This is a genomic window from Pseudomonas sp. PAGU 2196 (assembly GCF_022179005.1).
GTDB classification, from domain to species: Bacteria; Pseudomonadota; Gammaproteobacteria; order Pseudomonadales; family Pseudomonadaceae; genus Aquipseudomonas; species Aquipseudomonas kermanshahensis.
This window is the reverse complement of the sequence record NZ_BNTL01000010.1, coordinates 72,769-86,630: the sequence shown is the minus strand read 5'-3', so window position 1 is coordinate 86,630 and position 13,862 is coordinate 72,769. Positions and strand designations below refer to the sequence as shown.

At 61.5% G+C, this 13,862-nt stretch carries 11 protein-coding genes; 7 read left to right on the top strand and 4 right to left on the bottom strand.

Going from position 1 to position 13,862, the window contains the following annotated elements:
- Nucleotides 1-10: 10 nt before the first annotated feature.
- The 7 genes from MFF34_RS10180 (at nucleotide 11) to MFF34_RS10150 (ending at nucleotide 6,227) form a co-directional block, all read left to right on the top strand.
- Nucleotides 11-1,405, top strand: a complete 1,395-nt coding sequence (locus MFF34_RS10180) for an ethanolamine ammonia-lyase subunit EutB (protein WP_027594933.1) — start codon at nucleotides 11-13, stop codon at nucleotides 1,403-1,405.
- 8 nt (nucleotides 1,406-1,413) lie between these two features.
- The gene (eutC, locus tag MFF34_RS10175; protein ID WP_099430860.1) at nucleotides 1,414-2,232 is read left to right on the top strand and encodes an ethanolamine ammonia-lyase subunit EutC; all 819 of its coding nucleotides are present in this window, start codon (nucleotides 1,414-1,416) and stop codon (nucleotides 2,230-2,232) included.
- A gap of 108 nt (nucleotides 2,233-2,340) precedes the next feature.
- Nucleotides 2,341-2,799, top strand: coding sequence for a GNAT family N-acetyltransferase (locus MFF34_RS10170; protein ID WP_238212992.1), 459 nt, complete (start codon nucleotides 2,341-2,343; stop codon nucleotides 2,797-2,799).
- Between the two features lie 258 nt (nucleotides 2,800-3,057).
- Nucleotides 3,058-3,705, top strand: coding sequence for a DedA family protein (locus MFF34_RS10165; protein ID WP_027594930.1), 648 nt, complete (start codon nucleotides 3,058-3,060; stop codon nucleotides 3,703-3,705).
- 8 nt (nucleotides 3,706-3,713) lie between these two features.
- Nucleotides 3,714-4,529 (top strand): zinc-dependent peptidase, encoded by an 816-nt coding sequence (locus MFF34_RS10160; RefSeq protein ID WP_085274008.1) that lies wholly within the window; start codon nucleotides 3,714-3,716, stop codon nucleotides 4,527-4,529.
- Nucleotides 4,530-4,621: 92 nt separating this feature from the next.
- On the top strand, nucleotides 4,622-5,149 hold the full coding sequence (gene ppa / locus MFF34_RS10155) for an inorganic diphosphatase (protein ID WP_016497835.1): 528 nt from the start codon (nucleotides 4,622-4,624) through the stop codon (nucleotides 5,147-5,149).
- 376 nt (nucleotides 5,150-5,525) lie between these two features.
- Nucleotides 5,526-6,227 (top strand): XRE family transcriptional regulator, encoded by a 702-nt coding sequence (locus MFF34_RS10150; RefSeq protein ID WP_099428232.1) that lies wholly within the window; start codon nucleotides 5,526-5,528, stop codon nucleotides 6,225-6,227.
- Between the two features lie 285 nt (nucleotides 6,228-6,512).
- On the opposite strand, the gene MFF34_RS10145 is transcribed toward MFF34_RS10150, so the two are convergent.
- From MFF34_RS10145 to MFF34_RS10130, 4 genes are all read right to left on the bottom strand, one after another.
- The gene (locus MFF34_RS10145; protein ID WP_238212990.1) at nucleotides 6,513-8,942 is read right to left on the bottom strand and encodes a TonB-dependent receptor; all 2,430 of its coding nucleotides are present in this window, start codon (nucleotides 8,940-8,942) and stop codon (nucleotides 6,513-6,515) included.
- Between the two features lie 113 nt (nucleotides 8,943-9,055).
- Nucleotides 9,056-9,991, bottom strand: a complete 936-nt coding sequence (locus MFF34_RS10140) for a FecR domain-containing protein (protein WP_238213082.1) — start codon at nucleotides 9,989-9,991, stop codon at nucleotides 9,056-9,058.
- An 11-nt stretch (nucleotides 9,992-10,002) separates the two neighbouring features.
- A complete protein-coding gene (locus tag MFF34_RS10135; RefSeq protein WP_238212988.1) occupies nucleotides 10,003-10,503 on the bottom strand; it encodes a sigma-70 family RNA polymerase sigma factor in 501 nt (166 codons plus the stop codon).
- 265 nt (nucleotides 10,504-10,768) lie between these two features.
- Nucleotides 10,769-13,708: a TonB-dependent receptor gene (locus MFF34_RS10130; protein ID WP_238212986.1), complete on the bottom strand. Its 2,940-nt coding sequence runs from the start codon at nucleotides 13,706-13,708 to the stop codon at nucleotides 10,769-10,771.
- Nucleotides 13,709-13,862 lie beyond the last annotated feature (154 nt).

The window sequence follows — 13,862 nt, the reverse complement described above, 5'->3', positions numbered from 1 at the left end:
GAGAATCTGTATGGCAAGTTTCGTACACACGGTAGGCCACCTGGTCTACCGCTTCGACAGCCTCAAGGACGTGATGGCCAAGGCCAGCCCCGCGCGTTCTGGGGATTTCCTGGCCGGTGTCGCCGCCAGCAACGACGGTGAGCGGGTCGCCGCGCAGATGGCCTTGGCCAACATCCCGCTCACGCACTTTCTGACCGAGGCGTTGATCCCCTATGAAGAGGATGAGGTCACCCGCCTGATCATCGACACTCACGACGCCCAGGCCTTCGCACCGGTCAGCCACCTCACCGTGGGCGGCCTGCGTGACTGGCTGCTCAGCGAAGAAGCCGACGAAGACAGCCTGCGCGCGCTGGCGCCGGGCCTGACACCGGAAATGGCGGCGGCGGTGTCGAAGATCATGCGCGTTCAGGACCTGATCCTGGTGGCGCAGAAGATCCGCGTGGTTACCCGCTTCCGCGGCACCATGGGCCTGCGCGGGCGCCTGTCGACCCGCCTGCAACCCAACCACCCGACCGACGAACCCGCTGGCATCGCCGCCAGCATCCTCGATGGCCTGCTGTACGGCAACGGCGACGCCATGATCGGCATCAACCCGGCCACCGACAGCATCGCCTCGATCTGTGCCCTGCTGGAAATGCTCGATGCAATCATCCAGCGCTACGACATCCCCACCCAGGCCTGCGTTCTGACCCACGTCACCACCTCGATCGAAGCGATCAACCGTGGCGTGCCGCTGGACCTGGTGTTCCAGTCGATCGCCGGCACCGAAGCCGCCAACGCAGGCTTTGGCATCAACCTCAACGTATTGCAGGAGGGTTACGAAGCGGGCCTGTCGCTCAAGCGCGGCACCCTTGGGCAAAACCTCATGTATTTCGAGACCGGCCAGGGCAGCGCCCTGTCGGCCAACGCCCACCACGGCGTCGACCAGCAGACCTGCGAAACCCGTGCCTACGCCGTGGCCCGGCACTTCAAGCCGTTTCTGGTCAATACCGTGGTCGGTTTCATCGGCCCGGAGTACCTGTACAACGGCAAGCAGATCATCCGCGCCGGCCTCGAAGACCACTTTTGCGGCAAGCTGCTGGGCGTGCCGATGGGTTGCGACATCTGCTACACCAACCACGCCGAAGCCGACCAGGACGACATGGACACCCTGCTGACCTTGCTGGGTGTGGCCGGGATCAACTTCATCATGGGCATCCCCGGCTCCGACGACATCATGCTCAACTACCAGACCACGTCGTTCCATGACGCGCTGTATGCGCGCCAGACCCTGGGCCTGAAGCCCGGCCCCGAATTTGAAGCATGGCTGGCGCGCACCGGCATCTTTACCCAGGCCGATGGCCGGGTGCGCTTTGGTGACAACCTGCCGCCGGCGTTCCGCCAGGCGTTGGCACAGCTTGCATAGGGATGACCATGGACCCTCGCACCGTAACCCCCGACAACCCCTGGCTGGCCCTGCGTACCCTGACCCCGGCGCGTATCGCCCTGGGCCGCACCGGCACCAGCCTGCCGACCGGCGCCCAATTGGACTTCCAGTTCGCGCATGCCCAGGCCCGTGATGCCGTGCACCTGCCCTTCGACCATGCCGGGCTGACCGCCCAGCTCAGTGACCGCGGGCGCGACAGCCTGGTGTTGCACAGCGCCGCCCACGACCGCGACCAATACCTGCAGCGCCCGGACCTGGGCCGGCGGCTGAACGAAGACTCGATCGAAACCCTGCGCCAGCATGCCCAGGCCAACCCGGGCGGTGTCGACCTGGCCATCGTCGTCGCTGACGGCCTCTCGGCCCTCGCCGTGCACCGCCATACCCTGCCGTTTCTGACCCGTTTCGAGGAACAGGCCGCTGCCGACGGCTGGACCAGCGCCCCGGTGGTGCTGGTGGAACAGGGCCGCGTGGCCGTTGCCGATGAGGTTGGCGAGTTACTGGGCGCACGGATGACCGTGATGCTGATCGGCGAGCGCCCGGGCTTGAGCTCGCCCGACAGCCTCGGCCTGTATTTCACCTACGCGCCGCGGGTCGGCCTGACTGACGCCTACCGCAACTGCATCTCCAACGTGCGCCTTGAGGGCCTGAGCTATGGCATGGCGGCCCACCGCTTGCTGTACCTCATGCGTGAAGCGTGTCGCCGGCAGCTCTCTGGGGTGAATCTGAAGGACGAAGCCGAGGTCCATAGCCTGGAAAGCGATACCCCCGCCAGCCAAAAAGGAAACTTTCTGCTCGGAAAAGGGTAAAAATCATGTCACGGAAGGCGGATTGCGCTTCTCGCACGCATTAGGCAGCATGCTGTTGAGAGCGGCTGGCAATCCGCTGTTTCCCCAAATGGATCCTGAGGGCCGCACATGCGTATCATCAAGGCAACCCTGGAACACCTCGACCTGCTGAACCCCCTGTTCGTTAAATACCGCGAGTTCTATGGGCAATTGCCCTACCCGGACAGCTCACGCAGCTTTCTGGAAAAGCGCCTGAAGCGGGACGAGTCGGTGATTTACCTGGCACTGGCGGATGACGATGCCAGCAAATTGCTCGGTTTCTGCCAGCTGTATCCAAGCTTTTCGTCGCTGTCGCTCAAACGCGTGTGGATTCTCAACGACATCTATGTGGCCGAAGACTCGCGACGTATGCTGGTGGCCGACCACCTGATGCGCGAGGCCAAGAAGATGGCGAAAGAGACCAATGCCGTGCGGATGCGGGTGTCGACCAGCGCCAACAATGAGGCAGCGCAAAAGACCTACGAGTCCATCGGCTTTCGCAAGGACACCGAGTTCGAGAGCTACATCCTGCCGATCCATCAGGATTGACCTGCGCAGGCCTTATCACCTGTACCTGTAGGCGCAGCCTTGTGCTGCGCCTACAAGGATCGCGCATGGCCAGAGGTATGGGTGGGCCTGCCGAGTGAGGTCGGTACAGCCAGTATGAATCTTCCCCTTCCGTAACCCGCCGCTACAAACTCCCCGGGCATGATCCTCACTTCGCCGTATAATGCGCCACTTGTCATGTGTGAAAATTTACCCATCCCCTGGTAACCGAGCCTACGCCCCAGAACACAGGTGCTGTACATGGATTTCAACCCGCTGGACCTTATCCTGCATCTCGATGCCTACCTCGATCTGCTGGTCACCAATTACGGTCCCTGGATCTACGCCATCCTGTTCACCGTGATCTTCTGCGAAACCGGCCTGGTGGTGATGCCGTTCCTGCCAGGTGATTCGCTGCTGTTCATCGCCGGCGCCGTGGCGGCCGGTGGCGGCATGGACCCAGTCCTGCTGGCGGGCCTGCTGATGGCGGCGGCGATCCTGGGCGACAGTACCAACTACGTGATTGGCCGAACGGCCGGCGAGCGGTTGTTCAACAACCCCAATTCGAAGATCTTCCGCCGCGACTACCTGCAGCGCACGCACGAATTCTATGAACGCCATGGCGGCAAGACCGTGACCCTGGCGCGCTTCCTGCCGATTCTGCGTACCTTCGCGCCGTTCGTCGCCGGTATTGCCCACATGCACTACCCGCGTTTTCTGGGCTTCAGTGTCGCCGGTTCGTTGCTGTGGGTCGGAGGCCTGGTGACGCTGGGCTACTTCTTCGGCAATGTACCGTTCATCAAGCAGCATCTGTCGCTGATGGTGGTGGGTATCATCTTCCTGTCGCTGGTGCCGATGGTGCTCGGCCTGCTGCGCGGTCGCCTGGGCCGTGCTGCCAAGGCTCACTGACCCCAGCCATGTGGTCTTTCAGCGCCTGGCGGCGTCGGCGCACCCTGAAGCGCTACCCGATCACAGCCGAGCAATGGCAGGCGGTTCGCCAACACCTGCCGTTGCTCGACGGTATCAGCGATGAAGAAGATCGCTGGTTGCGTGAAGCCTGCATCCTGTTTTTGCTTGAAAAGCACCTGACCACCCTCCCCGGTGTCGAGCTGAGCGATGAGCAGCGCCTGTTCCTCGCTGCCCAGGCGCAGCTGCCACTGCTGCACCTGGGTGACCTGAACTGGTACCAGGGTTTCCACGAAATCATCCTCTACCCCGACGACTTCAAAAGCCCTCAGCGCCACCGCGATGCCAGTGGTGTGGAGCATGTGTGGGACGGCGAACACAGCGGTGAAGCCTGGCAACAGGGGCCGGTGATCCTGGCCTGGAACGGGGTGCTGGCCAGTGGTGGTTGGGAGGCCTATAACCTGGTCATCCATGAGTTGGCGCACAAGCTCGACATGCTCAATGGCGACGCCAACGGCCTGCCGCCGCTGCACAGTGGCATGCCCGTGGATGAGTGGGCGACGGCCATGCAACAGGCCTATGACGACCTCAACCGCCAGCTGGACCTGAACCCCGACGCCGAAACGCCCATCGACCCATACGCGGCAGAAAACCCTGCAGAATTCTTCGCCGTCACCAGCGAATACTTCTTCAGCGCCCCCGACCTGTTGCAGCAGGCATATCCGCAGGTTTACCAGCAACTGTCGCTGTTCTACCGCCAAGACCCACTGGCGCGCCTGAGCCAGTTGCAGGCCGAACACCCCGATTACCGCGAAGGCCACGCCTGACGCGGCCGCACATCAGGCCAAGCGTGGCATGCCCATGCGGAATGTGCCTATAATCGCCGCCACTTTTTGGTCAACTACGGGGGCACTGCCCAATGAGCTACAGCAAGATTCCGGCGGGCAAAGACCTGCCGAACGACATCTACGTCGCCATCGAGATCCCGGCCAACCACGCGCCGATCAAATACGAGATCGACAAGGACAGCGACACCCTGTTCGTCGACCGTTTCATGGCTACCCCGATGTTCTACCCAGCCAACTATGGCTTCATCCCGAACACCCTGGCCGACGACGGTGATCCGCTCGACGTGCTGGTCGTGACCCCATACCCAGTTGCCCCAGGCTCGGTCATCCGTGCCCGCCCGGTTGGCATCCTGAACATGACCGACGACGGCGGCGGCGACGCCAAAGTCATCGCTGTGCCGCACGACAAGCTGTCGCAGCTGTATGTCGACGTTAAGGAATACACCGACCTGCCAGCCCTGCTGATCCAGCAGATCGAGCACTTCTTCGCGAACTACAAAGATCTCGAGAAGGGCAAGTGGGTCAAGATCGAAGGCTGGGACGGCGCCGACGCCGCCCGTGCTGCGATCACCAAATCGGTCGCTGCCTACAAAGGCTGATACCGATTGCTGAAAAACCCCGCCTCGGCGGTAATGCTGTTCACTTAAGAATGCCGGGGCCGCTCTGCGGCCCATCGCGGCACAAGGCCGCTCCCACACCGACCGCGTTATGCCCCTATTTACAGGGCATGCGCGAACATTGTGGGAGCGGCCTTGTGCCGCGATGGGCCGCAAAGCGGCCCCAATACAGGCGATGGATAACTTAAGAGAACAGCATTACGCCTCGGCGGGTTTTTTTATGCGCGAGGGAACACCCTTCCAGTAAAAATTCCTACATCGCCCTACTCCAACGCCCTACAACTAAGCACCTTTCGCACAAGCCGCATCAACATCCGGTTCATATGCCAGCTGGCACCCGGCCGCTACACTCGCGGCCATGAACACATCCGGTGACCGCCTCAAAGCCCTGCTGCACGAATGTGGCTTGACCCCTTCCGATTTCGCTGCCCAACGTAGCGTCACACCCCAGCACGTCAACAACTGGTTCAGACGGGGTGTTCCGTTGGCTCGCCTCGATGAAATGGCCGACTTGTTCTGCGTGCATCGCCGTTGGCTGCGCAGCGGCGAAGGCCCCAAGCACCCCAACCCGATCTTGCGCAGCGGCCCGCCACGGCCACCGCACACCAACCCGCCCACCCCGCTGTCAGCACACAGCGGCCGGCTGCTGCAGGTGCCGTTTTACGCACTGCAGCACGGCCTGCTTGCCCCCGTGGCCAACCATCACCTGCGCCTGCCCACCACGGCGTTAAAGGCGCTGGGCGTTGCTGCGCAAAATGCCATCTGCCTGGCCATGCCTGCCGCCAACATGGCTCCGCTGATTCCGCTGGAGGCCACCTTGGCGGTAGACCTGAGCATGACCGAAGTCATCGAGGGCGAGACCTATGCCTTGCTGCACAACGGCACCCTGAGGGTGAACAACCTCAGCCTCGGCCCGCACGGCACCCTGTACCTACACAGCCATGACCGGCGCAACTACGCCGTCGAGCGCTACACCCGCGCCCAGCGCCAGGCCCAAGGCCTGGAGATTCTCGGCTGGGTCTTCCACTGGTCGCATTTCCGCCGCCATCGCCCCAGCTGAAACACGCTGTGCCATTTTTTGCTGGGCATACTGCGCAAGCCCTTGTATGCTACGCGGCACATTTAGCCCCGACCGGCGCAAGCCGCGGTCCAGAGGGCTCGGCGACACCCCACACGGGCGTTGACCATCTCTATCAGGTCCTTGTGACCACACAGTTAAGGCGGTTGCGGCTTACCATAAATTAGTCGGAAGCGTCCCCGAGAAGCCGGCCACAAGCCGGCTTTTTAATGCCCCACTGAAATCTATCCCATCTTCAGAAACGCGCTCGGTGACCGGGCCCTTGCATCAGTATTGGTAGCGTAACGTGACCGCAAAATTGCGTGGATCACCGTAGTACAGGCCGCCGAAGTTGTTTGAAGTTGGCAAGGACTGGTAATAAACCTTGTCCAGCACGTTGTTGAGGTTGTACTGCACGCTGAACTGTTGGTTGATTTGATAATGGGCATGCAGGTTAAGCAAGGCGTAGCCACCTTGTTCGATAGCGTACCCAGTCACATCGGCGGCGGTGCGGCTCTGGGCATACACATCGCCGCCTACACGCCATTGATCGAGGACACCGGGCAAGCGGTAGTCCGTCGACACCTTGAGCAGGCGGCGCGGGATCTTGCGGTAGTAGTCCGAGCCCTTGCTACTGCCGGCGATATACTCGGGATCACTGTAGGTGTAGCCCGCGCTGACGTTCCAATTCTCCAAAAGCTCGCCGGAAATTTCCAGTTCGAAGCCGCGGTTACGCACTTTCGCGCCAGTTTCATAGCACTTGCTCGTACCGGTCACACCACAGGTGGGCGACACCGCCAGTGCCTCGGGCATGTTCTCCAAATTGGTCTGGAAAATGGCCAGCGACGTGTTCAGGCGGCCATCGAAGTATTCACCCTTGATACCGGTTTCGTAATTCTCGCCTTCGATCGGGTCAAGCAAGGTATTGCCGACACCGTAGTAACTCTGCGTCTTGTAGATCTCGGTATAGCTGGCATACCAGGTGTGGTGCTTGTCCAGGTCCAATACCAGTCCGGCGTAGGGCACCAACCGGCCGTTCTCCCGGTATTGATCATTGGTGTAGGGGCTGGCTACCTTGTAGTCCGACCAACTCACCCGCGTACCAAGGATCAGGCTCAGGTCATCCGTCAGGCTAAAGCGCGAGGCCCCATACAGACCACGCTCCTTGCGCGTGTAGTTATAGTCCGAGCCAATAGCACTGAGGATCGGACTGGGCAACGCACTGTAGTCGAAGTCGGTGATGTTGATCGTCGGGTTATTGGTAGCGCTCTTGATCACCGCGTCGAACTCGTCCTTGCGGCTATTGGCCCCGAGCATCAACTGATGCTTACGCCCGAACAGTTCGAAGGGGCCGGTTGCATAGAGGTCCAACGCGAACTGGGTATCTTCGTAGTCGGCCTGGGAGACGGTCATGCGATAGTGGTCACCCGATACCCGACTCGGATACGCGGAGAGGAAGTCGGCGTTCGACCAGATCGCATTCATGGCCAGGGTCAACTTCCATTCGTTGTCGAAGTTGTGCGTGACATCGCTGAACAACGTGTAGTTGTTGCGATCCAAGTGGGCCCACTTGCCGTTGAGGTTGGTGGAACGCGAAAGTGGATAGAACGAGCCATCACTGCGGGTATTCAAGCCGCCCCAATCATAGCCATTCTGGTTGTCCTTCTGGAGCGTGGCGCCGACCGTCAGCACGGTGGAGTCATTGAGGTCTGCCTCCCCGACCAAATACAGCAACTGGTTGTCCCGCTCGGCCCCATCCCTGTAGCTGTTGGCGTTGTTGTAATAGGCCACTGCGCGGCCGCGAACATTGCCGGTGGAGGTCAATGGCCCAGAAACATCCACCTGGCTACGATAGTTGTCCCAGGAGCCTGCACCCAGTTCCGCACCCAGGCGAAAGTCCTGGGTAGGTCGTTTGCGCACCAGGTTGATCGCCGCCGACGGATTGCCGGTACCCTGCATGAGGCCGTTGGCACCACGCACGACCTCGACGCGGTCATAAATGGCCATATTCGACGTGGACATAACGTCCATGGAGTAGTTTTCCGATATGTTGGTCGGAATCCCGTCATATTGCAGATCGCTGATCTCGAAGCCGCGTGAGTAATAGGTAGAACGGTCAGTGCCGATCTTGGTGAGCGTGATACCGGTCGCCGTGCGCGCGATATCGTCCAGGTTCTGGATGTTCTGGTCGTCCATCTTCTGGCGGGTGATCACCGTCACAGACTGAGGTGTTTCCCGCAGGCTCAGGGCGAGCTTGGTCGCGGTATTGGTCGAACCCGTGGTGTAGGAACCGGTGCCCTCGGTCGTAGCGCCTAGGGATTGCCCGTCGACATTGGTGGCGCCGAGTACAATCAGGTCTGAGGAGCCGCCCTGGACAAGCAGATAACCGCCGTTGGCCTGGCGCTGAGCCTGCAAGCCACTGTTGGACAGCAGTAGCGCGAGTCCTTCATCAACCCCGTAGGCGCCGTCAAGGCCTGGAGTCGTCAGCGAGTGTATCTGCCGTGGATCGAAGGAGATAGTCACACCTGCCTGCACGCCGAACTGGGTCAGCGCGCTGCCCAGCGGGCCTCCAGCAATGTGATAGGCGATGCGGCTCTGGGCCTGAGCCATTGCTGGTATCAACACCACCCCCGACACACTCGCCATAGTCAGGCCGAACATCGCCAGGCGTATTGCGCGAGGCAATGAAATCGAGGGAGAGGGGCAAAGCTGGGGCATGGGGTGATCCTTCCGTTGTCATGGCAGAAATCCGCTGTCATCGCGGCTCTTGTCATTGACGGATGAGAATCGGAATCAGCAAGGCACCCCGATCACTTTCTGCCGTTGGCGGTTCAGACGGCCTCGATACTGACCCAGTAACGGGTCAGGTAGCGCACCTTCACCGGCAACGTCCTGGCCAAGTTATCCAGGACCGCATCGGTATCATCGATACGAAATGCTCCGGAAATACTCAGGTCCCGGACCGCCTCAGCGCAGCGCAGCACGCCCGGGCGATAGCGTCCGAGCTCTTCGACGAAGTCGCCAAGGTGCCATTCGTTAACACTCAGCATGCCTTGGACCCAGGCGGTAGAATCTGCAGGCAAGGCGTGTGCAGGATCGGTGCGATCAAGATCGAAGGCCGCCTGCTGACCGGCATCCAGACGCACCACCCGCCCCGGATGGCGACGAGGGCGGATCTCGACGGCCGATTGCAGTACGCCGACTCGAGTCAGGTCTGCCATCTGGCGCACGTTGAAGCGCGTCCCAAGCGCGTGAATGCGCCCGTTCATGGTCTCGACGACAAAGGGCCTCTGGCCAGGATCTCTGGCCGTTTGCACGAGGATTTCCCCGCGATATAGACGGACAAGCCGGAGTTGCCCGTCGAAGCTCACATCCAGCGCCGTATTGGCGTTGAGTTCCACCTGCGATCCATCCTCCAGCCGCAGCGAACGACGCTCCCGCGCCCCCGTGCTCTGCTGAGCGAGCAGGCCGTAGTTCGACAGCGGTGTGCCGACCATCCAGGTACCGCCCCCGACTGCCAGTAACACACTGAGGATTTTTAATACCTCGCGGCGCTGCGTCTGGGCCGCGTCCAGGCTCGACCGAGCGGCATGCACGGGCACTGTTGCCCACTGCCGCTGAAACGCCTCGACCCGCGCCCACGCCTCGGCGTGCAAAGGATCCGCCCCCAGCCATTGCTGCCAGGCTTGGGTACAGGCCTCGTCCACCACACCCTCATTGAGCTGTACATACCAGGTCGCAGCAGCCTCAAGCGTCTGCCGATCCAGCACCGTAGTCATCAACTGTCCGCCAGCAGCAGGCACTCGGTCATGGCCCGCACCAGATGGTTCTTCACCGTCGTGACCGAGACCCCGAGACGTTCGGCCACTGCCACATAAGTCTCCCCGTCCAGCTGCACCGACAGAAAGATCTCCCGCGTGCGTTTGCCCAACTCGTCCAGCAGGCTGTCAACCGACACCAACATCTCGAGAATGGACAATCGCACCTCAGGTGACACCTCAACCGGTTCAGGCTTCTGCGCCAAGGCGAACAGATACGCCTGTTCAATCGCCCGTCGCCGCGACTTGTCGATCAACAACGAGCGTGCAATTGCACTCAAGTAACCGCGAGGCTCTCGGATCGGCACGGCATTACGCGCCGTCATGACCCGCACAAACGTGTCCTGAGCCAAATCCGCCGCATCGGCCGAATTGCCCAAGCGACTACGCAACCAGCCATTCAGCCAACCGTGATGTTCGGAGTAAAGCTGGTGGAGTGCCATAGGCTCGAGTGTGGACATAGAGGGGCCATTAAATATGCAAATGGTAATTGATCGCATTATTTAGGGCGCAGGCAGTTCGTGCAAGGGGCAATCCACGAACAAGTCTGGGCTGGGAGCTGCTCCCCACAGGATCTTCAGCGCCTATGAGATCGAGCGCCGCTCGCGCGGCACTTCGCAGCACAAGGCTGCTCGTACAATTGTTTCGGGCCAATTATTCCTGGGGCATGGGCGCGTATGGAACAAACAAGGCGGTCGCGCGCGTTGATACAGACCTTACTGGGCTTCAGAACCGCGTCACCACCCCCATTCGTACCGTCCGCCCGGGAGCCGGCATGAAGCTCTGCGCCAGCGGGTCCAGGTAATAGCGATCGGTCAGGTTCTGCAGCGAAACATTCACCTCGGTGTTCTCAAGCAGCGTGTACTTGAGGAACAGATCGAACAGCGCCACCGAGCGGTACTCGATCTGCGGCGTGGTAGCGCCGGACTGCCAGGGCTTGTCGAGGGTACTGGTAGGCCCGGAGGTGTAGGTCACGCGCCCGCCTACCGTCAATGCTTCGTCGAATAAACGCAGGCCAGTGGTCAGGTTGGCGGAGAACCGTGGTGGGTTCTGGGTGTTGGTGTAGGAGCCCATGTAGCTGCCCGGTGTGCAGTTTGGCGTGTCTTGGGTCTTCTGGTAAGGGTTGGCGGTGGCGCGCAGTTTGCCGGCAAAGTCCGCGTCGCAGGTCTCGGTCTTGAGGTAGTAGGTGGCCGACAGGTCGGCGAACACACGGCCGGCATCGTAGTTTGACTGCAGCTCAAGGCCGCGGGTGCTGAAGCTGTCGGTGTTGCTGAAGGTCATCTGCCCCCACAGGCCAGGGCTCGGGTCGTAATAGCGGGTGATGTAGTGCTTGATCTTGTTGTCGAAGAAGGCCAGCTTGATCGCGGCTGAGTCGTGATCGGTAAAGAGGTTGTCGCGCAAGGCGCTGACGCCGATTTCCCAGCTCTGCGAGCGCTCGGGCTTGAGGCTTTTGCCGGGGCTGACTTGCTGGGTGCCCTGGCTGGTCTCGAACAGTGACGGCAGGCGCAGGCCTTGGGTGTAGGTGACATAGAAGTACGTGTCGGGCATCAGCTCGACATTGATGCCGAATGCCGGCGAAAAGCCGCCACCGCTGCTGCTGCCCTGCGGGGTATGGTCGTAGCCTGTGACCACGCTGCTGATGCCTTCGGGGCTGACCTGAATGCTGGTCGCGCCGAAGTCATTGAAGCGCACACCGTTGAATGGCTCGTTGCTGTTGCCGAAGACGATGCCGTTGTTCAGCCGGGGGTCGGTGGCGTCGGTGTACTGGCCGTTCTGGTCGGGGAACCAGGTCATGCTGCCCCAGCCCTTGGGGCCACTCGCCGAGATGTAGCGCACGTCGCGATCCTCGCGGCGGGCGGTGGCCAACACGGTATTGTCTTGGGTGCGGAAGTGGCTGTAACGGCCCCCGCCCCACAGGGTCAATTGCTCGATCGGCTGGTACTCGAGCTTGCCGTTGAAGCTGAATTCCTGCCGCGAAGCATCACGCAGGGTGCGGTTGGCATCGACGTCGTGCTGGGTGATCAGCACGCTTTTCTGCGGTTGCAGGTCTTCCAGCTGGAACGCGCCGCCCAGGTCAAGCTTGAAGTCGCCATGGGCCGTTTCGAACCTGGAGATGTTGTTCAGGTCGCCGCCGATACGGCGGTTGTCCTGGCGTGTCCAACTGCGGTCAGAACGAAACAACTGGGACACCGGCGCCGTCCATGCCGAACTCAACGAGCTGGTCTTGGCGTCGGTCATCCACAGGTTGCTGGTCAGGTCGACCCACGGGTTGCCGGCCGGCAGGTAGTGGTAGCGTGCGGTGTAGGTATCGATCTTCACCTCGCCCAAGGGGTACTGATAAATACCGGCAGTACCGAAGCGGTAGATGTCTGAGGGCATGATCTCGGCAGTGCGCCCGTCGTAGCGGCGGTAGCCCAGGTCCAAGGTGTGATCGTCGGTTATCCGCCAGGTCGCCTTGAGCAGGTACGAGTCGGTTTTCGATGAGGAGTTGAGCACTTCCTCGCCCGCGTTATAGGTCATCGCCACGCTGGGCTGTTCACTGCCGTAATCGCCGTAGAGGCGGTAGCGGTCCTGGCCTTTCTTGCCGGAGAAGTAGTTGCCTTGGTTGCGGTGCGCGTAGGCCGCCACCACATCCAGCTGTTCGGTGGTGAAGGCAAACGCGGCGCTGCCCGATTCGGCTTCAGAGCCGAACAGGCTGCCGCGGTTGTCGCGCGGAGGCGCCGACAGGCTTTCATCCTTGGAACTGGAACTGCGATGGGCGGGGGCTACGCCGTTGTCCCAGAGGTCGCCCTTGAGACGCACGCCAACCTGGTTGCCGTCGACCAGAATGTCCTGCACGCCGATCGTCTGCATTTCCACCGTGCCGCCAATCGCTCCGGATTTGGTTGACGGCCCTTTGTTCACGGTCAGGCTGCTGATCAGGTCGGGGTCGATGTAGCTGCGTTGCTGCGTGCCGCCATAACCGCGATAGACATCCAGGGCCTGCTCCGAGCCATCGACCTTCACCGCTACCCGGCTCTGCCCCTGGATACCGCGAATGTTGACGTCCAGGGCGCCGCCGTTGCGAGTGTCACCGACTTGCACGCCCGGCACACCGTTGAGCAGGTCGCCCACGGAGACCCGGCCGAAGCGGTCGATCTGTTCGCTGCTCAGGTGCACCGATGAGCGTGGGGCCCGGTAAGTATCCGCCTGAGGCCCCTGTGCGGCAGCGTCGACCATCGTCGGCGATAACTCTGCTGCAGCACGCGTTGCAGCGCCCTGCGCCATCAGCACGTAGCTGCCGGTCGAGCTCGCCACCAGCTGCAGCCCGGTATTGGCCAGCAACCGCTGGATGCCCTCACTGACGGTGTACCGCCCCTTCAGGGGCGGCGCCGTGCGCCCGCGGGTCAGGTCAGGATCATAAGACACCAGCAGCCCGGACTGGCTGGTGAAACTGCCCAGCGCTGCGCCCAGCGGGCCTTTGGCAATGTTGTAGTCACGCGGCGTGGCATCGTCCAGGCGGGTCGCGGCGACCGCAGCCGTGCCGGTGCCCTGGGCCAGGGCCAGGCTGCTGTTCAGCAAGCCGGCGCCACAGCAACTGATCATCGTGCAACGCAGGGCGAAGGTGATGGGCGACAGGCAAAGTCGAGGGCGTGGAGCAGGTGAAGGACAACGTACTGGGAGCATGCTTTTCTCGCTCGTAGGGTGTGCGCCCACCACTGGCTGCGGGCTGTTACCTCCTCTGTCGCACGAGATCGAAAAAAGGATATGTGTGCAGGGCCACCGGCTGAATTTGCCGGTTCGGCCTTGTGATCTGAGCAATTCTATTGATAATGGTTTT